Annotated in this window: 19 protein-coding genes and 1 tRNA gene; 13 read left to right on the forward strand and 7 right to left on the reverse strand. The window is 65.7% G+C overall.

Annotated elements, in window-relative coordinates:
* Positions 1 to 72: 72 nt before the first annotated feature.
* On the reverse strand, positions 73 to 1,209 hold the full coding sequence (locus QRM60_RS19295; RefSeq protein ID WP_011038832.1) for a LysM peptidoglycan-binding domain-containing protein: 1,137 nt from the start codon (positions 1,207 to 1,209) through the stop codon (positions 73 to 75).
* 131 nt (positions 1,210 to 1,340) lie between these two features.
* Between QRM60_RS19295 and def the strand changes: the two genes are divergently transcribed.
* From def to QRM60_RS19320, 5 genes are all read left to right on the forward strand, one after another.
* A complete protein-coding gene (gene def, locus QRM60_RS19300; RefSeq protein ID WP_014506394.1) occupies positions 1,341 to 1,853 on the forward strand; it encodes a peptide deformylase in 513 nt (170 codons plus the stop codon).
* Positions 1,854 to 2,248: 395 nt separating this feature from the next.
* Entirely contained in the window at positions 2,249 to 3,172 is a 924-nt protein-coding gene (gene fmt / locus QRM60_RS19305) for a methionyl-tRNA formyltransferase (protein WP_042595220.1), read from the forward strand.
* Complete coding sequence (gene rsmB, locus QRM60_RS19310; RefSeq protein ID WP_285446860.1) at positions 3,172 to 4,482, forward strand: 16S rRNA (cytosine(967)-C(5))-methyltransferase RsmB; 1,311 nt, start codon at positions 3,172 to 3,174, stop codon at positions 4,480 to 4,482. Before fmt ends, rsmB begins: the two co-directional genes overlap by 1 nt.
* Before the next feature lie 21 nt (positions 4,483 to 4,503).
* Positions 4,504 to 6,225, forward strand: a complete 1,722-nt coding sequence (locus QRM60_RS19315; RefSeq protein ID WP_014506398.1) for a glycosyltransferase family 39 protein — start codon at positions 4,504 to 4,506, stop codon at positions 6,223 to 6,225.
* Positions 6,226 to 6,374: 149 nt separating this feature from the next.
* A complete protein-coding gene (locus QRM60_RS19320; protein WP_285446861.1) occupies positions 6,375 to 7,664 on the forward strand; it encodes an O-antigen ligase in 1,290 nt (429 codons plus the stop codon).
* Here QRM60_RS19320 and QRM60_RS19325 read toward each other — a convergent pair.
* The gene (locus tag QRM60_RS19325) at positions 7,649 to 8,473 is read right to left on the reverse strand and encodes a glycosyltransferase family 2 protein (protein WP_285446862.1); all 825 of its coding nucleotides are present in this window, start codon (positions 8,471 to 8,473) and stop codon (positions 7,649 to 7,651) included. The genes QRM60_RS19320 and QRM60_RS19325 overlap by 16 nt on opposite strands.
* On the opposite strand from QRM60_RS19325, the gene QRM60_RS19330 reads away from it, so the two are divergent.
* Entirely contained in the window at positions 8,474 to 9,532 is a 1,059-nt protein-coding gene (locus tag QRM60_RS19330) for a CDP-glycerol glycerophosphotransferase family protein (RefSeq protein WP_080869886.1), read from the forward strand.
* Positions 9,533 to 9,560: 28 nt separating this feature from the next.
* On the opposite strand, the gene QRM60_RS19335 is transcribed toward QRM60_RS19330, so the two are convergent.
* Genes QRM60_RS19335 through ribA form a run of 3 tightly spaced genes read right to left on the reverse strand, consistent with a single transcriptional unit; the run spans position 9,561 to position 12,809 of the window.
* Positions 9,561 to 11,063: a PH domain-containing protein gene (locus QRM60_RS19335; RefSeq protein WP_285446863.1), complete on the reverse strand. Its 1,503-nt coding sequence runs from the start codon at positions 11,061 to 11,063 to the stop codon at positions 9,561 to 9,563.
* On the reverse strand, positions 11,060 to 11,638 hold the full coding sequence (locus QRM60_RS19340) for a PH domain-containing protein (protein WP_042595214.1): 579 nt from the start codon (positions 11,636 to 11,638) through the stop codon (positions 11,060 to 11,062). The genes QRM60_RS19335 and QRM60_RS19340 overlap by 4 nt, the downstream gene beginning before the upstream one ends.
* A 37-nt stretch (positions 11,639 to 11,675) precedes the next feature.
* Positions 11,676 to 12,809 carry a GTP cyclohydrolase II RibA gene (ribA, locus tag QRM60_RS19345; RefSeq protein WP_228944549.1) on the reverse strand — a complete coding sequence of 378 codons (1,134 nt, stop codon included), beginning with the start codon at positions 12,807 to 12,809 and terminating at the stop codon, positions 11,676 to 11,678.
* A 247-nt stretch (positions 12,810 to 13,056) separates the two neighbouring features.
* Between ribA and QRM60_RS19350 the strand changes: the two genes are divergently transcribed.
* Positions 13,057 to 13,578, forward strand: coding sequence for a GNAT family N-acetyltransferase (locus QRM60_RS19350; protein ID WP_014506404.1), 522 nt, complete (start codon positions 13,057 to 13,059; stop codon positions 13,576 to 13,578).
* A 139-nt stretch (positions 13,579 to 13,717) separates the two neighbouring features.
* On the opposite strand, the gene QRM60_RS19355 is transcribed toward QRM60_RS19350, so the two are convergent.
* On the reverse strand, positions 13,718 to 14,632 hold the full coding sequence (locus QRM60_RS19355) for a lauroyl acyltransferase (protein ID WP_285446864.1): 915 nt from the start codon (positions 14,630 to 14,632) through the stop codon (positions 13,718 to 13,720).
* A gap of 99 nt (positions 14,633 to 14,731) precedes the next feature.
* Between QRM60_RS19355 and dtd the strand changes: the two genes are divergently transcribed.
* From dtd to QRM60_RS19375, 4 genes are all read left to right on the forward strand, one after another.
* Complete coding sequence (gene dtd, locus QRM60_RS19360) at positions 14,732 to 15,172, forward strand: D-aminoacyl-tRNA deacylase (protein ID WP_042595206.1); 441 nt, start codon at positions 14,732 to 14,734, stop codon at positions 15,170 to 15,172.
* Between the two features lie 107 nt (positions 15,173 to 15,279).
* Entirely contained in the window at positions 15,280 to 17,154 is a 1,875-nt protein-coding gene (gene rpoD / locus QRM60_RS19365; RefSeq protein WP_285446865.1) for an RNA polymerase sigma factor RpoD, read from the forward strand.
* Between the two features lie 257 nt (positions 17,155 to 17,411).
* Positions 17,412 to 17,657: a hypothetical protein gene (locus QRM60_RS19370; protein ID WP_012439399.1), complete on the forward strand. Its 246-nt coding sequence runs from the start codon at positions 17,412 to 17,414 to the stop codon at positions 17,655 to 17,657.
* 293 nt (positions 17,658 to 17,950) lie between these two features.
* Positions 17,951 to 18,026 (forward strand) — tRNA-Ile (locus tag QRM60_RS19375).
* 149 nt (positions 18,027 to 18,175) lie between these two features.
* Here the strand turns inward: QRM60_RS19375 and QRM60_RS19380 are convergent.
* Positions 18,176 to 19,528 (reverse strand): S41 family peptidase, encoded by a 1,353-nt coding sequence (locus QRM60_RS19380; protein WP_285446866.1) that lies wholly within the window; start codon positions 19,526 to 19,528, stop codon positions 18,176 to 18,178.
* Positions 19,529 to 19,680: 152 nt separating this feature from the next.
* Between QRM60_RS19380 and QRM60_RS19385 the strand changes: the two genes are divergently transcribed.
* Positions 19,681 to 20,223, forward strand: coding sequence for a helix-turn-helix domain-containing protein (locus tag QRM60_RS19385; RefSeq protein ID WP_343237660.1), 543 nt, complete (start codon positions 19,681 to 19,683; stop codon positions 20,221 to 20,223).
* Between the two features lie 297 nt (positions 20,224 to 20,520).
* Positions 20,521 to 20,902 (forward strand): helix-turn-helix domain-containing protein (locus QRM60_RS19390; protein WP_285446868.1); only part of this gene is annotated, 382 nt, incomplete at its 3' end.

Below are 20,902 nucleotides of genomic sequence, written 5' to 3' on the forward strand. Positions count from 1 at the left end.
GCCGGCAGCGTAGGCCGCAAACGACGACGGCGCCCTCGGGCGCCGTCGCGTTGGTACGTCGGATTTTTCCCGTTACTTCGCGTCGGGATGCTTCACGAAATACCCCAGGCCGGTCGGCTTGACGCTTTCCATCACCAGCGCATAGCTGACCCGGTCGTAAGTGCGGAACACCATCGCATGCGCGGCATATTCGTCCGGCAGGCCGACCGTGGAGCTGGACGGACCGCTGAACCCATCATCTGCACGCGAGAAGCGCGAATGCTTCACGCGGTCGCTGACCGTGCGGCCCTTGCGCCAGATCGAGAACACCGTGCCGTTGTCGATGCCCTCGCGGGCGCCGCCGGAAATGGCGATCACGTCGCGGGTGCCGCCTGCGGTGAACGCATCGGCGATGGCCAGCACGCGCAGTTCGGTCTGCACCGCCTGTTCGGACGGCGGATGTGGAATGAACTGCAGATCGTAGGGCTGTGCTTCGACCGCGATGATGCGATCGCCCGCCCGCACTTCGCGGCCACTGTCCTGCAACAACAGGGTGGCCGCCTTGGAATTACCGGCGGCGGCGCTGCGGGTGATCGTGCCGATGTTGACCTGGGTCAACTCATAGCCGAGGAACTCGCGGCGGGTGCTGGGTGCGATGTAGCTCTTCCAGATGTTGCCCGCGCCCTGCGTGATGTTGCCAGCCGCATCCAACTCTTCGTTGTGCTTGGGCAGGCTGAACTTCACGGTGGGGCGCACCACTGCGTAGCGCTGACCGGGCTGAGCCTCGTCCAGGCCGACCACGTAGGCCAGCTGGCCCTTGGTGGCACGCGAGCGACTGTCCTCCAGACCCACCACATACGGCAGCTCGTCGAAGTCTTCGACCACGCGCAGGTTCTTCAGGAACGGCTCGACGTCGGCCAGCGGAATGGCGTTGATCGGTGCTTCCTGGCGCGGGCCGGGCTGTACGGTGCCCTTGGCGACGCGGTCCAGGTAGGCCAGGCTGATCACGTCACCCGGGTAGATCAGATGCGGATTCTGGATTTGCGGATTGGCCTGCCAGATTTCCGGCCACAGCCACGGTTTTTCCAGAAAGCGGCCAGCGATATCCCAAAGGGTATCCCCCTTGCGGACCACGTAGGTATCTGGATGTTCGCCCACCGCTTGCGCGGCAGCGTAGGTCGCGACGGTCAGCATCGCCGCAGCGACGACCGTACGAAGTCGGTTCAACATGAGTGCCTTCTTGCCTGATTCCCCAACAGGTCCGCGCACTATAGTCCAGAAACCGGGGCGCCACGCAAGCATTGCGCTAGAATGACGCCGTCTTGCCGGCCCAGCGCCGGTGTTCCTTGACGGGTAATCCCATGGCTTTGCTCCCCATTCTCGAATTTCCCGATCCGCGGCTGCGCACCAAGGCCGTGCCGGTCGATGCGGCCGAGGTCGTCAGCCCGGCGTTTCAGACCCTGCTCGATGACATGTTCCAGACCATGTACGAGGCGCCCGGCATCGGCCTGGCTGCCAGTCAGGTGGACGTGCACAAGCGTTTCATGGTGATCGACGTCAGCGAGGAGAAGGATGCCCCGCAGGTGTTCATCAACCCCGAGATCGTCACCAGGCAGGGCGAACAGGTGTACCAGGAAGGCTGCCTGTCGGTGCCCGGCATCTTTGCCGATGTCAGCCGCGCCGATGCGATCACCGTGCGCTATCTGGACCGCCAGGGGCAGGCCCAGGAGCTGAGCACCGATGGCCTGCTGGCGGTGTGCATCCAGCACGAAATGGACCATCTGGACGGCAAGCTGTTCGTGGACTATCTGTCGCCGCTCAAGCGCGAGATGGTCCGCAAGAAACTGGCCAAACTGCGCAAGCATGTGGCGTGAGGGCCGGGATTGGGGATTTGTGATCCGGGATTGGCAAAAGCGGGTTCTTGCTGGTCTTTGAGTCCGCTGTTTCAAATCTTCGGGCGCGGATCCTGGTGTGATCTGTTTCTTGGCGTGAGTCGTCGAATCGCCATTGCCCCAGTCCGCGTGTGCAGAGCCTTGAGACTCGGGATTCGGGATTGGATAAGCCGCTGCCCGTCGCGGTTATCGAATTGCTGTTCGCAATTCCCGCTTCTCACCGCGCCTATCGATGCCGGGCAATGCCGCTTTCGGCGCCAGTCGCCAAACCTGCCCGCGCAACTGTCTACCCCATCTATCAGTTCCATGCCGCCACCGTCCCGGCTAGCACATCTGCCGTTGCGAATCCCCAATCCCGACTCCCAAATCCCAGCCCTATGAGAATTGTCTTCGCCGGTACGCCGGACTTCGCTGTCGCCTCCTTGCGCGCAGCCGCGCAGCGGCATGAAGTGGTCGCGGTGTATACCCAGCCGGATCGCCCTGCAGGCCGCGGCCGCGGGCTGACGCCATCGCCGGTCAAGCTGGACGCCATTGCACGCGGTATCCCGGTCTTTCAGCCGCAGACGCTGCGCTCGCCCGAGGCCCTGGCCACCTTGCGCGCGCTGCAGCCGGACCTGATGGTGGTGGTGGCGTATGGCTTGATCCTGCCCAAGGCCGTGCTGGCGGCGCCCACGCATGGCTGCTGGAACGTGCACGCCTCGTTGCTGCCGCGCTGGCGTGGTGCCGCGCCGATCCAGCGTGCGATCGAGGCTGGCGACACCGAAACCGGTGTCTGTCTGATGCAGATGGAAGCCGGCCTGGATACCGGCCCGGTGCTGTTGTCGCAGCGCATCGAAATTGGCGAGCAGGAAACCGGCGGGCAATTGCATGATCGCCTGGCCGCGTTGGGCGCGCAGGTGCTGTCCGATGGCCTGGGTCTGTTGCGTGCCGGCATCCGCCCGGTCGCACAGCCGCAGCCGGCCGAGGGCGTGACTTACGCGCACAAGCTGGACAAGGCGCAGGCGCGCCTGGACTGGGCGCAGCCGGCCGAGGAATTGGCGCGGCGTGTGCGGGCATTTAATCCATGGCCGGTAGCCGAAGCGATCCTGGCTGGCGAACGCGTGCGTCTGCATGGCGCGGTGGCGCTGGACCTGGCGCATCAGCAGGCGCCGGGCACGCTGTTGGCGGCCAGCAAGCAAGGCATCGACATCGCCTGCGGCCAGGGCGCGCTGCGGGTGCGGGTGCTGCAGCGCGAAGGCGGCAAGGCGATCACCGCCGCCGATTACCTCAACGCGCGGCGCGACCTGCCGGCGCTGCGCTGATGGCCGCCGATACCGCGGCAGCCGGTGTTGCCTCGCGCCTGGCCGCTGCCCGCATCCTGGCAGCGGTATTCGATCAGGGGCGTTCGCTGAAAGCCGAGCTGACCGCCGCGTTGCCGGGCGTCAGTGATCCGCGCGACCGTGCCCTGGTTGAAGCGATCTGTTTTGCGGTGCTGCGCCGCCGCCCGGCCTATGACGTGGCATTGCGGCAATGGCTGGAGCGCCCGCTGCCGCCGCGCGATGCCGAGCTCAAGGCGCTGCTGATGGCCGGTTTCGCGCAATTGGATGTCTTGCAGTTGCCCGCCCACGCCGCCTTGTCGGCCACTGTGGAGGCCTGCCGCGCGCTGGGCCGCCCGCGTCAGGCCGGCATGGTCAACGCGGTGCTGCGGCGCGCGCAACGCGAGGGCTTTCCCGCTGTTGCCGACGATGCCGGCTGGCCGTCGTGGCTGCGCAAGCAATTGCGCGCGGACTGGGGCGACCAGGCCGAAGCGATCTTTGTGGAAAGTGCGCGCATGGCACCAATGTGGCTGCGTGTACAGCGCGCCCGTGTGAGTCCTGCCGAGTATGTTGCGCGGCTGGCCGAGCAGGGCATCACCGCGCACACCGACCCGGTGCTGGCCGATGCCGTGCGCCTGGACACCCCAGTGCCGGTGAGCCAGCTGCCCGGTTTTGCGCAAGGCGATGTGTCGGTGCAGGACGGCTCGGCGCAGCAGGTGGCCGATGCGCTGGCCCTGGCACCCGCAGCGCGGGTGCTCGATGCCTGCGCCGCGCCCGGTGGCAAGGCAGCGCACTTGCTCGAGCGTCACCCGCAGTTGCAGCTCACTGCGCTGGATGTGGATGCGCGCCGTCTGGAACGTGTGCGGCAGACCGTGCAGCGGACCGCGCCCGATCGCACGGTGCGCCTGCACGCCGCCGATGCGGCTGATACCGCCGCCTGGTGGGATGGGCAGCCGTTCGATGCGGTGCTGCTGGATGCGCCGTGTTCGGCCACCGGCGTGGTGCGCCGCCAGCCCGACGTGCTATTGCATCGGCGGGCAGACGACATCGATGCGCTGTGCGCCCTGCAGGCCCGTCTGCTGGATGCCTGCTGGCACACCCTGCGGCCTGGCGGGCAGTTGCTTTACACCACCTGCTCGCTGCTCAAGCGCGAAAACCAGACGCAGATTGAGGCCTTCCTCCAGCGCACCGCCGATGCGCAGGCGCATCCGCTGGGCGCGCAATTCGGCCATGCCGCCGGTGCGGGACGGCAGCGCTTTCCTGGCGAACAGCAGTGCGACGGTTTTTTCTACGCGCTTTTGCTAAAAGCTTCCTGATCCGCGTTCGCAGACATCGCCATGCTCAAGACCCGCGCTTCCAAGGATGTCTGGCTGCTCGCCATCACCGCGGTGCTGGTGATCGGCGCCGGACTGGGCCTGCGTGACCCCTGGCCATCGGACGAGCCGCGCTTTGCGCTGGTCGCCAAGCAGATGGTGCTGAGCGGCGACTGGTTGTTCCCGCATCGCGGCAACGAGCTGTATTCGGACAAGCCGCCGATGCTGATGTGGCTGCAGGCCGCGTTCTACACGCTGCTGGGCAATTGGCGGGTGGCGTTCCTGCTGCCGTCGTTGCTGGCGGCGCTGGGCACGCTGGCTTGTGTGTACGACCTGGGCCGGCGGCTGTGGACGCGGCGAGTCGGCGCCTATGCGGCGTGGATGCTGTTGTTCACGCTGCACTTCACGTTTCAGGCCAAGAAGGCGCAGATCGATCCGCTGGTGGTGTTCTGGATCACCCTGGCCAATTACGGGCTACTGCGGCACCTGCTGCTGGGGCCCGCGTGGCGCTGGTGGACGCTGGGCTGGTTTGCCGCAGGCTTGGGCGTCATCACCAAGGGCGTGGGCGTGATCGCGCTGCTGATGCTGATTCCGGCCGGTATCGCCGCGTTGCGTGGCTGGCCCGGCGTGCAAGTCCGGGTGCGCGACAAGCGGTTCTGGCTTGGCCCGGTGTTTTTCTTCGTCGCGATCCTGCTGTGGTTCGTGCCGATGGTGGTCACCGCGTTGACGGCTGGCGAGCCCGAGTACCGCGTCTACCTCAACGACATCCTGCTGCGGCAAACCGCCAAGCGCTACGCCAACTCGTGGGATCACGCGCAACCGGTGTGGTACCACCTCAAGGGCATGGCCACGATGTGGCTGCCGGTGATCCTGCTACTGCCCTGGGCGGTGCCGGCCTGGCGGCGTCGGCTGCGGCGACGCGATCCGCGCTACCTGTTGCCGCTGGCCTGGTGGCTGCTGGTGCTGGTGTTCTTCACCATTCCCAATGGCAAGCGCGACGTCTACATCCTGCCGGCACTGCCGATGTTCTGTCTGGCGCTGGCGCCGTTGGCACCGGGGCTGTTGCGCCGCGTTGGCGTGCAGCGGGTGCTGTTCGGATTTGCGCTGCTGTTGACGGTGGCCTTTGGCGCAGGCGGATTGGCGATGCTGATCGGCCACCCGGGCTTCGAGCAGAAGATCATGGACAGCCGCGGCGTGGGCAGCGAAGCCACCGACCCGCTGGGCTGGGTGCTGCTGGCGGTGTCGCTGTGGGGCGCTGCCAGCCTGCTGTTGCTGCGCGTGCGGCGCTCCGCGCTGGCGGTGGCGTCCTTGCTCGGCGCGTGGTGGGTGGCGTTCGGGCTCATCTGCTACCCGATCTTCAACGACTCCAGCTCGGCCGGCGCGGTGATGCGCGAGGCCGGGCGCCGGATCGGGCCGCAGGCGCAGCTCGGTCTGGTGGCATGGAAAGAGCAGAACCTGCTGATGGCCGACCGGCCGGCACAGACGTTCGGCTTCAAGGTGCCCTGGGAGACGCAGCTGCAGCAGGGCGTGGCCTGGCAGGCGCAGCAGCCGGCCCAGCGCTGGTTGCTGGTGCAGGAAACCGCGCTGCTGGGCTGCGTCGATCGCACTGCCAGCCAGGTGGTGGGCGTGGCCAACCGGCGCAAATGGTGGCTGGTGCCGGGCAGTGCCGTGCATGGGCCGTGCGTGGCCAATGCGACCGAGAAGGTGGTCGAAGCGAAGGAGCAGGGCAACCTGGACACCGAATGAGGGTGTCCATACCGCAACTGCGCAGTCGTGATGCGGTCAATGACGCCGTGCATTGTCGTCTAGCCTCGATTCATGCGCCGCATCGTTAGCTTGGCCTGCCTTTTTGCCGCCGCTTTGCGACTGCACCCCTCCTTCGCCACCCACACCTGATGAATTCCTTGCCCTCACCGCACCCGCCCCTGTCGCCCGCCGTTCCTGTCGCATCGCGCGCCGCGCTGGGATTGGCCGAGCTGGGCGTGTTCGTGCTCACAGCGCTGGTGGTGAACATGCCCAGCGGCCTGCTGCCGTTCGGCGTGTGCCTGCTGGGCGGCACGCTGCTGGGGTGGCGCAGCCTGCGCGCGGGTCTGGCCACGCAGGGCTGGTCGTTGCGGGTGCTGACCGGCCTGACCGCGGTGGTGATTGCGATGTCGGTGCTGTCGATCGTGTTGTTCGAGCCTTCCGTACGCGATGTGGAAAACCGCTCGCGCTTTCTGGTGCTGCCGTGGGCAGCGCTGTGGGCGTATGCACTGCAGCCGCGGCAGGTATGGCTGTGGCGCGGCGCGCTGGCCGGCGTGTTCGCGGCGATGCTGGTGGCGATGTTGCAGGTGATGAACGGTGCCGAGCGCGCAGAGGGCTGGACCAACGCGATTGTCTTCGCCGACGTTGCACTGATGTTGCTGGTGGTGGCCATTTTCTGCCGCCCGAATGGCCAGGTGCGCTGGTTGCTGGGCGCGGCGGTGGCGGCGGTGGCGGTGATCGTGCTGAGCGGTAGCCGTGGCGTGTGGTTGTCGTTGCTGGTGACCTTGGGTGTGTTGGTCTGGGGCGCGCCCTGGCAGAGCGCACGCATGCGGTTGCTGGCGTTCGTCGGCGGCGCGGTGGTGTGCGTTGGCCTGGTGCTCAGCGTGCCGGGGCTCACCGAACAGCTGCGCATCGGCGAGCTGCAAAGTGATTTTCAGCGCTACGAAGTCGGCGATGCCGATTCGTCGGCCGGTGCGCGTATCGAGCGCTTGCATGTGGCCTGGGACACCTTGCAGGCGCATCCGTTGACGGGTGTTGGCGTCGGGCGCTTCGATGATGCAATGCGCGAGCTGCCACTGTGCGCGGGCGACACCTGGTTGCTGCGCTGCCATCTGGGCCACGCGCACAACGATCTGGCCGAGTGGGGCGCCACCCAGGGCATTCCTGGGTTGCTGTTGCTGATTGCCGTGTACGGCGTGCCGCTATGGATGTTCGTGCGCCTGCACCGTCGCAGCGGGCAGCGCCAGTTTCGTGGGCCGGCCGCGGCAGGCGTGATGATCGTGATCAGCTACGCGCTGTGCGGGCTGACCCAATCGATGTTCGCCCATCAGGTCTCGGCCAGCTTTTATGCGGCGATGGTGGGCATCCTGGCGGGGCTTGCCGCGCGTCAGGCGCAGCAGCATGCCACTGCCGCATCGCCAGTGGCTCAGTCCGCGCGCTGATCAGATGCGCGCGGCGGGTCTTGCACCGGTTGGCCCTGCTGCAACAGCCACAACATGATGGTCTTCTGGCGGACGTAGTTCGCACGTACGTAGGCGTAAATCAGCCCGTGCCAGCCATCGCGAAAACCACCGCGCAGCAGATAGCCGCGCCAGAAGCGCCACGTCGGCGCGAGCACCAGCTTGCTCCAGGTCGCCCGTTTGCCACGGGCGTAGTCGTACTCGGCCATCATCTGCGCATAGCGCTGGGTCTTGCCGAGCTGCTGCATCAGCGAGCGGTAGGGGTGGTGGATCAGGTCACCGCGCAAGGTGGCCACGGTGCCATCCACGCTGGCGGCTTCGTGGATCTCGCGCTTGCCGCGCCAGCCGCCGCGGCGCCGGTCGAACAACCGCAGCACGCGGTCCGGATACGCATTGCCGTGGCGCAGGAAGCGCCCGAAATACTCGGAAAGGCGTGCGAAGCGATAGCCGGCCGCCGCGTTGAATCCGGCATCGCGCGCGGCGAGGATCGAGGCGCGCAATGCATCGCTCACGCGCTCGTCCGCGTCCAGGCACAGCACCCAGTCGTGACTGGCCTGCGCCACGCAAAATGCCTTCTGGCTACGGTAGCCGTCGAACGCACGGTGCAGCACGCGCGCGCCGTGTGCGCTGGCAATGGCGGCAGTGGCATCGGTGGAGCCGGAGTCGACCACCACGATCTCATCGCAGAACGCCAGCGAGGTCAGGCAGTCGCGTAGGCGATCGGCTTCGTTGAACGCGATAATGCAGGCGGAAATGCGAGGCCGTTCGTCTGGGGCGGTCGATGAGGACATGTGATGGCCGAATACCTGCTGTTCGCAACGGAGCGTTACGCGTTGCCTATTCTGGCGCCATTGGCGCAGGCATTACAGGCCTCCGGCCAGTCGGTGTCGGCCTGGTTCGAAGATGGTGCGCGCGGGCTGCAGGTGCCGGGCGTGCGCGAGGTTGGCCTGCGGCAAGCGCTGGCGCTGCGCCCACGTGCGGTGTTCAGTGCCGCCAACTGGGTGCCGCCGTTCGTGTCCGGCGCCAAGGTGCAGCTGTTTCACGGCTTCAACGTGCAAAAACGCGAAGACAACCGGGGGCATTTCCGCGTGCGCGGGCTGTTCGATCTGTATTGCACGCAAGGCCCGGCCACCACTGCGCCGTTTCGTGCATTGGCGCAGCGCGAAGGGCATTTCGCGGTGGCCGAGACCGGCTGGCCCAAACTGGACCCGGTGTTTCGCGATGACGGCGGACGCAGCGCCGCATTGCGCGCGCCGGCTGACGGGCGCCCGGTCATCTTGTTCGGCTCCACTTTTACCGAGCGGCTGAGCGCCGCGCCGGTGTTGTACGACCAGATTGCCGCGGACATCGCACGCGGCACGCATTACTGGCTGCTCACCTTGCACCCCAAATGTGCACCGGCGCTGTTCGAACGTTATCGCGCGCTGGCCGGGCCCAATGCGCGTTTTGTTGAACCCGAAGAGGTCATGGCCGCGCAGCGTGCTGCCGATGTGCTGGTCTCGGACACCTCTTCGATCGTGTCCGAGTTCGTGGTGCAGCACAAACCGGTGGTGACCTTCCGCAACCGTGTGCCGCAGCCGCACATGCTGGATTTCCAACAGCCCGAGGAATTGCCGCAGTGGCTGGCGCGCGCGCTGCAGCCAGAGAACGGTCTGCGTGCGGCGCTGGCCGCATACGCCGATGCGATCCATCCGTTTCGCGATGGGCTGTCGTCCGAGCGCGTGATCGCCGCCACCGAGGACTTTATCGCCGGCGAGATGGGCCGTTTGCGCCGTAAACCGCTGGGGGCGCAATGGCGGGCTCTGCAGATTCGTCGCGCGCTTGGCTATTGGGGCCCGTCGCGGCGCTGATCACTAGCGCGTCCATCGCAAGCCGCCATCACCAGCGGAGTTTGCGACGCGTCAACGCGGCGCCGAGCTGGGTCTGCAAGGCCTGCGCGTGGGCCAGCGGGACGAAGCGCAGCCGCAAGGCCGGGCCGGTGGCACTGGCACCGGCGGTATCCAGCAACAAGGTTGCGGTGCCGGAGAGCCGGTCCAGCGGCGAGCGCTGCAGTTGCAGGGCCTGCAACTTGTCCAGTTCGGCCAGCCGCCACCAGCGCTTCCACCAGCCGCCACGCACCGCCACGTAGCGCGCATCCAGCGCGTAGCCCATGCGCTGCACCTGGCGGTAGGCCTTGAAGGCGCTCCAGGGCAGCCACAGCAGCAGCCAGCTCGCCTGCGCACCGAAACGCCAGGCCAGCACGGCGGTCAGTGGCAGCACCAGTAGCAGTGTGGGCAGGCTCAGCCGCCACCAGCAATGCGTGGCCACCGGCTGCCACGCCGCAGGCGGCCAGGCAACGTCGGGCAACAGCTGCTGCAGCAGGGCGTCGCAGCGCTGCGGCTCGGCGATTGGCGCCAGTTCCTTCAGCGCAGCCCCGTCGTTGTCACCGGTGGCCACGGCGGTATCCACGCGCAGCTGGCGGCGGCCGAACAGGGCATGCAGGCGGCTTTCGTACAGCGTCCAGGACTGGATGCGGCGCAGCGCCACGCTGCTACGGATGCGGGTCAGCAGACCGCGTTCCACCGTCAGGCGGCGCTCGGATTCGCTCAGGTGGAAGCCGTGGTACTGCGCCACGGCCAGCGCCACCGACAAGGCCCGCATCGCGGCCAGCACCACCAGCATGCCGAGCACCACCAGCGTCGCGGTCACGGCGGTGCCGGGATGGATTTGCGCCACATAGCGATAAGCCAGTTCGCCGTTGTGTTCGACGAAGTTGGACACCGTGCGGCGCGGAATCATCTGGTACAGCACACCAAAACCGGCGGCGACCACCACCATGCCGCGGTTGGAGATCAGCCCCAGGCGGATCGCCTCGCTGGTGGGCAGGCGCAGCAAGGTGCCGACCTCGGGCGCCCGGTGTGCAGTGGCCGGCTCGGCGGTGTGCGCGCGGCGGCGGATCAGGTCTTCCAGCGCCAGCGCCTGATCCAGCCGCAACACGCGCATTTCCGCTTCCGGCTTGTGCCCGCCAGCCGATTCAAGACGCACCTCGGCCACGCCGGCCAGCCGGTGCAGCAGCGATTGGTGCACCACCACGTTGTGGATGCGGGCGAACGGGATGTCGCGCCGGCTGCGCTCCAGCAGGCCGCTGCGGATCGCCACGCCATCACTGCCGATGCGGTAGCGGTAGGTGAAGTAGCGCAGCACCGAGATGGCGACGAGGACTGCGATCACGATGCCGGTAGCCAGGTGATCGGCCGAGTCGCGGCTGCCATCGCGGCTGCCGAATAAAATCAACGCCGCCAGCGGGATCAGGAACTGGCGGATCTGCTGCAGCAACACGAACAGCCACGACAACGGGTGCAGCCGCTGCTCGTCATCGGTTGACGCATCAATCGCGCTCACAGGGCGTCGTCGTCGTGGTCGAGCTGGTGGGCGAGGCGGTCGCGCAGCCGTTCGGCATCGCGCTGGTCCAGGCCGGAGAGTCCCACGGCGTTGAGCCGGCTACCCGCGGTATGCACCACCAGCGTGGTGAGGCCGGTGGCGCGCTCGATCGGGCCGCGGCGTAGGTCCAGATGCTGCACGCGGGTGATCGGGATCCGCGTTTCGCTCTGCCACAGGTGGCCGCGCTGCAAGGCCAGGCCGTGGTTGTCGAGCTTCCAGCGCGTCAGCCGGTGGCGTTTGAGGGCCAGCCACGCACCCAGCCCGGCCGCCAGGAGTACGGCCACCACCATTGCCGGCCAGTACTGCCAGGCCTGCAGCGCGACGCCGAACACGCCCAGTGCGAACAGGCAGGCCACGCTCATGCCCAGCGCACCCTTGACCCCGGCTACATAGGCGCCGCGGCGTGGCAACGGCTGCCATTGGGCGTGGTCCACCGTGTCGGGCTCGGCCGGCGCGGGCGTGGCGTGGAGGTCGTCGGGAAGCGGGGGTGGGGCGTCGTGCACGCGGCGGGCCTGCGGGAAGCGGTCCGCCAGCATAGCCGGGCGCCGCGCGGGCGCGCACCCGGCAGCCGGCTTACTGGGCCGCCAGGATCAGCGCGTCGACATCCAGCGCGTGGCCGGCGCGGGCCGCCTTGGTGCGCAGGTACTGCTCGTTCTCCGGCGTGATGTCGCCGGTGACCGGGATGCGGTCTTCCACCACGATGCCGGCGGCGCGCAGCCGCTCGGCCTTGGTCGGGTTGTTGGTCAGCAGGCGGATCCGGCTGATGCCCAGGCCGCGCAACATCGCCACCGCACTGCCATAGCGGCGCTCATCCGGGCCAAAGCCCAGCTGCGCATCGGCATCGATGGTATCCAGCCCGGCGTGCTGATAGCCGTACGCGCGCATCTTCGAGGCGATGCCGGTCCCGCGTCCTTCCTGGTCCAGATACAGCAACACGCCGCCGCCGAGCTCCTTGAGCTTGGCCAGCCCGTGCCGCAGCTGGTCGCCGCAGTCGCACTTGAGCGAGCCGAACAGATCGCCGGTGAGGCAGGACGAATGCACGCGCACCGGCACCGCACTGCCCAGATCCGGCTGGCCCACCACAATCGCCACTTGATCGCGCTGCGCCACGCCACCGCGGAACACCACGAACTCGCTCATGCCCAGGCCGCGCAACGGCACCGGGCTGCGGGTGACCAGTTCGTAGCCAGCCGCCGCCGAGGTGGCGCAGCCGCTGTCCAGGTCGTCCAGCGCCAGTGACTGGCAGCCGGCGAAGGCGGCGCGGTCTTGCTCGCCGGGCAACTCCACCGCCAGCATCGCCGGCAGCAGCAGCCCGAGCCGTGCGATCTCCACCGCGCCGGCGTCCAGCGCATCGCCCGGGGTCCACTGCGACGGCACCGGGGTATCGCGCAGATAGGCGAGTGCGGCGAGCTGGTCGTAATCGTGGCTGGCCAGCGCCACACGCGCACCCTGCGGGGCCACCAGGCCCAGCACCTGTGCGCGGGTGGGAGTCACGAACAGGTAATGCCGGCCCTGCGCGGCGCGCGCGAAGGCCGCGTACGACTGCGCCGTGCTGCTGTCCAGCCCGAGCACGGCGCGGGTGTGCCCCTGCGCATCGGTGATGAGTACCGGGCGGCCCGCACGCAGTTCGGAGGCGGCGCGCTCGCAACGGATCGCGGCCGGGTCACCGAAGGGTTGCGCGCTGGGGAAGGGAGAGGGACTGCTCATGCACGACTCCAAATGGGGACTGCCACGACCGCTTCAAGGCGGGCACCAGCGCAACCACACGCTGCGTGCCTGGGCCATTGTCGCGTGCCCGGCGAGCGCCGGTAGCCACGGGCGGATGGAACGCTGCGTCTGTGGCGGACCTGGACTGTGTGGCAGGCGGGGCCACCATTGGTTGCACCACTGCCGCGTTGTTCATCGCCCGGCAATGCTTTTTAATCCGTCCAACCCTTGCCTCTGCCTGGATGCCATGCACATCGTCGACTGCAGCCATGCGCGCCACGCCGGCGCGATCCTGGACATCTTCAACGATGCCATCGCCCATTCCACGGCGCTGTACGACTACCGGCCACGCCCCGCGGAGAGCATGGTGGGCTGGTTCGCCACCAAGCAGGCCGGCGGCTTTCCGGTGATTGGCGTGGAAGACGCCGATGGCACCTTGATGGGCTTTGCCAGCTACGGCACGTTTCGCGCCTGGCCGGCGTTCAAGTACAGCGTGGAGCATTCGATCTACGTGCACCGCGACCATCGCGGCAAAGGCCTGGGGCGCACCTTGCTGCAATTGCTGATCGACGCGGCGCAGGCGCGTGGCGTGCATGTGCTGGTCGGCGGCATCGACGCCAGCAATGCGGCCAGCATCGCGCTGCACGAACAGTTTGGCTTCACCCATGCCGGCACCGTGCGCGAAGCCGGCTTCAAGTTCGGTCGCTGGCTCGACCTGGCGTTCTATCAACGCATCCTCAGCACGCCGAGCGACCCGCACGACGATTGAGCTGGGAGCGATGACTTAGGCCGAGAGCACTCGGAAGGCGCTGCTGCGGCGCCTGATCTGTTTTGAAATGGACGCTCGCGGCTAAGCGCTGGCTCAGCACGCGCAAGGCAGAGCGTTTCTCGCAAGCGCGCGCCGCACTTCAATGCGGATGCCGCTCGGTCGCATACGGATTGGGCTCGCCGCTGCCCGGCGGACGCAGCGTGTAGCGCTTGTAGGTCCACTGGTACTGGGCGGGGTCACGGCGGGCGATCCGTTCGATGCCGGCATTGAGCGCGGTGGCCGCACGCACCGGGTCGGGGTCGGCCACCGCCGGCTCGGCCGGCTGCACATGCAGGGCGAATTGCAGATCGTCGCCGGCGCGCTCGCACCAGCCGTACAGCACGGTGGCGCCGGTGCGCTCGGCCAGCCGGTTGACCAGGGTCATGGTCAGGGCCGGGATGCCGAAGAACGGCGCAAACACGCCATCGCCCATCTTCGGCTGCTGGTCGGGCAGGATGCCGACCGCGCCACCGTCCTTGAGCACCTTGAACAGCTGGCGCACCGCCGGGCCTTCCGCGCGCACCTGGCGCACGTTGTCGCCGCCTCGCGCCAATTGCAGGAAGCCATCCACGGCATCGGAATCCGGCGGGCGGTACACGATGGCGATCGGGCCGCGTTCGGACAGCCACTGATTGAGCAATTCCCAATTGCCGAAGTGCGGCGCCGCCACGATCACCCCGCGGCCCGACGCCAGCGCCGCGTCGTACAGCTCCTGCCCATTGCGCTGCAGCCGCGCCAGGTTCTCGGCCGGCGGGCGGGTCCAGGTGCGCAGCACTTCCAGGGTCTGTCGGGCGGTGGAGCGCAGGATCTGCGCATGCAGCTGCGCGCGCTGTGCCGGTGCCAGTTCCGGGTAGGCCAGCTCCAGGTTGCGCCGCGCCACGCGGCTTTCGCGGGCATCGAGCTTGCGCCAGCTCCAGGCCAGCGTGGCGGCTACGCGCTTGAGCAACGGCCAGGGCAGCCGGCCCACGGTGGCGGCGGTGACATACAACAAGCGGGCGCGGACATCAGGTTTCATCCGGGCAATTCTAAACAGCGCGGCCGGCGATGACCCGTACGTGACAGCACTGGCCGCACTCGGCATGCTCGTGCCGCCCGACTGACTGAGGTGTTGCCTATGCTTGCACTGATCCAACGCGTCACCCGGGCCTCGGTCGCGGTCGATGCGCAGGTGGTCGGACAGATCGGCCCCGGGTTGCTGGCCCTGATCGGTATCGAGCCCGGCGACACCGCGCCACAGCTGCGCCGCCTGGCCGAACGCCTGCTGGGCTACCGGGTGTTTTCCGATGAGGCCGGCAAGATGAATCGCTCACTCGCCGACACCGGCGGTGGGCTGCTGCTGGTGAGCCAGTTCACCCTGGCTGCCGACACCAAGGCCGGTATGCGGCCGAGCTTCAGCAGCGCCGCGCCGCCAGAAGAGGCTGAACGGGCGTTCAATCAATTGGTGGCGATCTGCCGCGAAAAACATTCTGGCGGGGTGGAAACCGGCCGCTTCGGTGCCCATATGGTTGTCGACCTGGTCAATGACGGCCCGGTGACCTTCCTTCTCAGGCCCTAGCGCGCCTCACTCAACCAGCTGCCTGTCTTGATTCCGGCAGACCGGGCTTCACGCTGGTATAATGCTAGGTTCTCTTTCCAATCTCAAAGCCGGTGGCGCGAGCACTCATGGCCAACGAACGTCCTGCCCAGCAATCCGACATCAAGCTACTGATCAGCAAGGGCCTGGAACAGGGCTATCTGACCTACGCCGAAGTCAATGACCACCTGCCCGACGACCTGGTCGACCCGGAGCAGATCGAAGACATCATCAGCATGATCAACGGCATGGGCATCGATGTCCATGAAGTTGCCCCCGATGCTGAAACCCTGCTGCTCAACGATGGCAACACCGGCAACCGCGAGGTTGACGACACCGCCGCCGAAGAAGCCGCCGCCGCGCTGACCGCGCTGGACACCGAAGGTGGTCGCACCACCGACCCGGTGCGCATGTACATGCGCGAGATGGGCACGGTCGAGCTGCTGACCCGCGAAGGCGAAATCGCCATCGCCAAGCGCATCGAAGAGGGCCTGAGCCAGGTTCAGGCCGCACTGGGTACGTTCCCGCTGTCGACCGAGCTGCTGCTGTCCGATTATGAAGCGCACAAGGAAGGCAAGAAGCGCTTGGCCGAGATCGTGGTCGGCTTCAACGACCTGATCGAAGAAGCCGACGCTGCCGCCGCAGCGCTGGCTGCTGCCGGCCCGGTGGCTGTCGACGAAGATGCGGTCGACGAAGACGCCGATGAAGACGGCGACGACGACGCTGCCGAGGAAGAGGCCGGCCCGACCGGTCCGGACCCGGTGGAAGTCGCCACGCGCATGGAGAACCTGGCCAACGAATACGCCAAGTTCAAGAAGATCTATGCCAAGAACGGCGCCGAGCACAAGCTGGTGGTCAAGGCGCGCGAAGACATGGCCGCCATCTTCACCACGCTCAAGCTGCCGCTGCCGCTGACCGACGCGCTGGTCACCCAGCTGCGTGGCGTGGTCAACGGCATCAAGGACCACGAGCGCAAGGTGCTGCACCTGGCGACCACCGTGGCACGCATGCCGCGCAAGGACTTCATCCGCTCATGGGAAGGCAACCAGACCAACCTGGAATGGGTGGAAGACGCCCTCAAACGCAAGCAGAAGTGGTCGTCCGCGCTGCGCGACGTCAAGGACCAGATCGTGTCTGAGCAGCAGGGCTCGATCGAGATGGAAAAGGCCAACTACCTGACCCTGGGCGAGATCAAGGAGATCAGCCGTGCGATGGCTTACGGCGAAGCCAAGGCGCGCAAGGCCAAGAAGGAAATGGTCGAGGCCAACCTGCGTCTGGTTATCTCCATCGCCAAGAAGTACACCAACCGTGGCCTGCAGTTCCTCGACCTCATCCAGGAAGGCAACATCGGCCTGATGAAGGCCGTGGACAAGTTCGAATACCGTCGCGGTTACAAGTTCTCGACGTATGCAACGTGGTGGATCCGTCAGGCCATCACCCGTTCGATCGCCGATCAGGCGCGCACCATCCGTATTCCGGTGCACATGATCGAGACGATCAACAAGTTGAACCGCATTTCCCGCCAGATGCTCCAGCAGTTCGGCCGCGAGGCCACGCCGGAGGAACTGGCCAAGGAAATGGACATGCCCGAGGACAAGATCCGCAAGGTGATGAAAATCGCCAAGGAGCCGATCTCGATGGAAACCCCGATCGGCGACGACGAGGATTCGCATCTGGGCGATTTCATCGAGGACACCAACGTGGAGTCCCCGATCGACAACACCACCAACATCAATCTTTCCGAGACGGTGCGGGACGTGTTGGCCGGCCTGACCCCGCGGGAAGCCAAGGTGCTGCGCATGCGCTTCGGTATCGACATGAACACCGATCACACGCTGGAAGAGGTCGGCAAGCAGTTCGATGTCACGCGTGAGCGGATTCGCCAGATAGAGGCCAAGGCGTTGCGCAAGCTGCGTCACCCAAGCCGTTCGGAACAGCTGCGGTCGTTCTTGGACATCGACTGATCGCGTAGCGGTCAGCGCACCTCGGTTCCACAACAGCCCCGCTCATGCGGGGCTGTTGCGTTATGGGTAGGCATCCACGCTCTGCAGTTCGCAGGAATCAACGCAGGCAGTACACCAATCACGCTGCCTGGCGTGTTCACGGCGCGCGCACGAAGCTACACAGGCCCGCAACATTAAGGGCGCGTTTCCCGATTACTCACGTATTTTTCTAGCGCCACGCCCTACCGTGCTAATCGAACGGACACGAGAGCGCCACCATGAGCAGGCAAAGCCGATTCGAAACCACCACCTACCGCGACAGCGAGATCCGCGTGCGTGTGGAACAGGCGTCTGTCGGTGCGAAGTGGACGCTATGGGTGGATGTGTACGTTGCCCGCGGCAAACGGTTGCCACGGATCAGCGAGCAGAACGTGGAGTACGACAATTACCAGGACGCCATCGCGCACGGCTTTCGTACCGGCCGCGCGCTGGTGGATGCGCAGCAAGAAGTGGCCGATGCGTGAGTGGTTGGTTGTTGTCGAGGACCACGAGTGCAGCGGAACAACCGGTGCAGCAATAAGCGAGTGCGGCAATGAGCGCGTTGTAGTGCTGGCCTGAAGCGGCCGGTGCCAAATGTGCGCTGCGCAACAGAGAAGCCCAGCTAACCGCTGGGCTTTTTTGTGGGCGTGGCACAGCCGGGCGGTTGTGCTTTTTGCAGGTAAGCGCAGACGCAGCAGACAGCGAAGCGGGTGGGCAGGTAAACTTTGCCGACTCTGGGGTAGCTGATGCATGCAGCACCGACGAGCCGCGCGACGCAGGGCCTATAGCTCAACGGTTAGAGCAGAGGACTCATAATCCTTTGGTTCCAGGTTCGAATCCTGGTGGGCCCACCATTAAGACAGGCGCTTAGTGGCGAGCTGAGCGCTTTTTTTGTGGGCTTTGGAAAAATCCCAGGGAACATTAGCGGTGCTTGGGAGGTTTTACGACGGCGGGCGAATGGTCGTAGCGTTGTGTGGTCGTGGGCGAGACCTGATCGTCTTTTTTAATCGCTAGTCTGAAGCAGCGCGTCAATCGGCGCTTGTGGATTGAGCGGATCATCAGCGATCTGTCTGTCAGGCGTCAGCCACGTCGGTCGCCGAGCTCCGGACGGGCGATCCAGCACGAAGCGTGGATAGGACAGTACAAGGCCGGAGTTCGGAAGTATCAGGGTCCTGACGCCGCCGCTCTGTCGCGTCCTGACCGATTGACCGACACCGACCAAGTTCCCGAAGCGGTAGTCTTGGACGACATTGGAGAACAGCACTGCGGAGGAGTAAGTCAGTGGGCCGACCAGCACGTTGACCTCTCCCGTGAAGTGCGCCGCTTCCGCGGTTGCTGGTTGCACGATGGATTCGATCGTTCCTTCCACAAGCTGCCCGGCGACTTCGCCCGGCCCTGGTGTAAGCACGCGTTTGATGTAATGCGAACCGTGCCGATAAGGTTGATCGGCGATATAGCGGAGAATGCCGTCGCGCCACATGTCGTCATCCCCACCGCCATTTTCGCGAATGTCGATAACTAGGTGATGGACCTGTTCTTTGGCCATTTTCGTAAAGCATGCTTCCGTAAACGCGAAAAAGCGGGCCTTGTCTGGCCAGAAGAACGTGCTCACTGTCAGCACGGCGCCTGTACCCCGCATTTCGCAGCGGAACAGCCGCTCGAAGCTCGCGTCGCGCTGCAGGACAGCGGGGAGTACCGTGCGTGAAGCAGCCAGCTGCTCGCGACCTCGCCGGTCAGCAAATTCCAGATCAAAGGTCGCTGGTGTGCCGTAGACCTTGGCATAGAAGAGCCACCAACGTTGAGACAGAAGCGCTGCGCGGGCACTTGGCGTATCGCCGTGAGTGCGATTCAGCAGAGTACGCACAACTTCTTTGGCAGGCACGCCATTGATACGACTGATATAACGCCCGGCATCGGCGGACGGGGCCCCACCGAGTAGCGCAATGAGGCGCAGACGTCCGGATGCCGCTACGGAGACCTCGAAAGGAAACCACGGTGCCCCGTGCTCGGTAGCTGAAGCGGCCGAAGCTCGCCAGTCGGGCAGGCCGATGAGAAGGTGGCCGTCGGCCAGCACGGGATTGAGCTGGGCCAGCACAGACCAAGCCTGTGTCTGATCCATCGGCCGGTCCAGGTCACGCGCGATCAACCTGGCGGTGCGGCGTAGCGTCGATTTGTCCACCGAGTGTCCAAGGTCAGGATGATTCTTCTCGATGGCGTCGATCGCGGTCTGTAGGTCGGCACGCAGATCCGCTGCAGAAATGACGGAAGCAGGGGGTGCGGCAACTGCGGATATGGCAGGCGCTGTCAGCAGCACCAGGGCTGCCAGGCCCAGGGTCTTCCATAAATCGATCGACACATTTGCTCCGGGCGGTTGATGAAGCGCGCCTTGTCGTGCGCTGCTTATGTTTAAATAATGCACACATATTTCAACAAGCGTCTATAGCCATGCGTACATCACCTGGGCATCCCATTTCCCGGCCCGAGCAAGTGAGGCTCCTGAGCTCGTCAGTGCGGCAGGAGATTGTCGACACGCTCGCCTCTCTTGGAGGAACGGCAAGTACGGCCGAACTCGCTGAGCAGTTGGGTCGGCCTGCGGACGGCTTGTACTACCACCTGCGCGAACTGGTCGCCGGTGACTTGCTCACGGAAGTGGCCGAAATTGGAGGCGAGCGTGTCTTTCGCCTGGCGGGCGAAGGCGCCGGCCCGGTTCGCCTGGTCTACGACCTAAGTCCCCACGGCAATGCAGACGAGTTGGCACGTTTCGCGCGTTCCTTGTTGCAAGTGGCGCAGCAGGACTTCGAGGCCGCGCTCAAGGCTAACGGTGTGGTCACCGAGGGCAAAAGGCGCGAACTGTGGGTCTCACGCAACAAGGGCTGGCTCAGTGACGATGACATCCAAGAGGTCAACGTGTTGCTGGAGCGACTCAGCGCGCTGACCAGCCAGCCCAAAGCCGAAGGCCGCAATCGACTCGCGAGTCTTGCGTTCGCCCTCGCGCCGACCAAGCCACAGCCAAAGCGGCGCGGCACGCAGAGCGCCAATCCCGGTAAATGACAAGCAGCTCATGTGTTTTTGCGACGTCTGCGGGAAGCGCAATCGTCGCCCCGTCACGCCTGCGCTCTTCATAGGGCCATCTCAAGTGCTGCTGCAGGGGCGAGGGGAAGCCGAGTTGGGTTCGGACTGCGCTGAGCGGCAGCTCGAGCGGTGCCGGCTCGGGCACGTCACAGTGGCGGCTGCCTGCCTTCCGGTACAAAAGGGTAAAGCTCGCTTAAACGTTCATCGGGCACCGGAGATTGGCTACTGCCGCCCATGACATCATTAAAGGACTAAATCGTCCATTATGGGGTGGTGATGAAATCAATCGACAAGCAGGTCGTGCGCACGCAAAGCCGAGGAAGGCCTAAAGCCAGCGAGGCAGGCTTGGTAGAGGTTCAACTGATGGAGTCTGCAACCGCACTCTTCCTTGATCAGGGCTTTGGACGGACGACCCTAGATCAAGTGGCGAAACACGCCGGGGTGGGAAAGTCGGCGCTGTACGGCAGGTATCGCAACAAGGAAGAGCTGTTTGAGGGTGTCGTCCTTCGCTCGATTCGCTCGATGTTCTCCGAAATGACGCCCGTGCCGGTGCATCTAGATATTGAGGACCGGCTTCGGCATGTTGGAAAGACGCTGGCACAGTGTCGACTCCCCGTAATTCAATGCCAGCCAAAACTAGAGGTCTGCGGTTGTTGTT

The organism is Xanthomonas sp. fls2-241-TYG-148, from assembly GCF_030208815.1.
GTDB lineage: Bacteria > Pseudomonadota > Gammaproteobacteria > Xanthomonadales > Xanthomonadaceae > Xanthomonas > Xanthomonas campestris.

What these genes read in the sequence shown, in the direction of transcription:
- QRM60_RS19295 (WP_011038832.1), bottom strand. Translation starts at nt 1,209, where the DNA reads ATGTTGAACCGACTTCGTACGGTCGTCGCTGCGGCGATGCTGACCGTC.
- def (WP_014506394.1), top strand. Translation starts at nt 1,341, where the DNA reads ATGGCTTTGCTCCCCATTCTCGAATTTCCCGATCCGCGGCTGCGCACC.
- fmt (WP_042595220.1), top strand. Translation starts at nt 2,249, where the DNA reads ATGAGAATTGTCTTCGCCGGTACGCCGGACTTCGCTGTCGCCTCCTTG.
- rsmB (WP_285446860.1), top strand. Translation starts at nt 3,172, where the DNA reads ATGGCCGCCGATACCGCGGCAGCCGGTGTTGCCTCGCGCCTGGCCGCT.
- QRM60_RS19315 (WP_014506398.1), top strand. Translation starts at nt 4,504, where the DNA reads ATGCTCAAGACCCGCGCTTCCAAGGATGTCTGGCTGCTCGCCATCACC.
- QRM60_RS19320 (WP_285446861.1), top strand. Translation starts at nt 6,375, where the DNA reads ATGAATTCCTTGCCCTCACCGCACCCGCCCCTGTCGCCCGCCGTTCCT.
- QRM60_RS19325 (WP_285446862.1), bottom strand. Translation starts at nt 8,473, where the DNA reads ATGTCCTCATCGACCGCCCCAGACGAACGGCCTCGCATTTCCGCCTGC.
- QRM60_RS19340 (WP_042595214.1), bottom strand. Translation starts at nt 11,638, where the DNA reads ATGCTGGCGGACCGCTTCCCGCAGGCCCGCCGCGTGCACGACGCCCCA.
- ribA (WP_228944549.1), bottom strand. Translation starts at nt 12,809, where the DNA reads ATGAGCAGTCCCTCTCCCTTCCCCAGCGCGCAACCCTTCGGTGACCCG.
- QRM60_RS19350 (WP_014506404.1), top strand. Translation starts at nt 13,057, where the DNA reads ATGCACATCGTCGACTGCAGCCATGCGCGCCACGCCGGCGCGATCCTG.
- QRM60_RS19355 (WP_285446864.1), bottom strand. Translation starts at nt 14,632, where the DNA reads ATGAAACCTGATGTCCGCGCCCGCTTGTTGTATGTCACCGCCGCCACC.
- dtd (WP_042595206.1), top strand. Translation starts at nt 14,732, where the DNA reads ATGCTTGCACTGATCCAACGCGTCACCCGGGCCTCGGTCGCGGTCGAT.
- rpoD (WP_285446865.1), top strand. Translation starts at nt 15,280, where the DNA reads ATGGCCAACGAACGTCCTGCCCAGCAATCCGACATCAAGCTACTGATC.
- QRM60_RS19370 (WP_012439399.1), top strand. Translation starts at nt 17,412, where the DNA reads ATGAGCAGGCAAAGCCGATTCGAAACCACCACCTACCGCGACAGCGAG.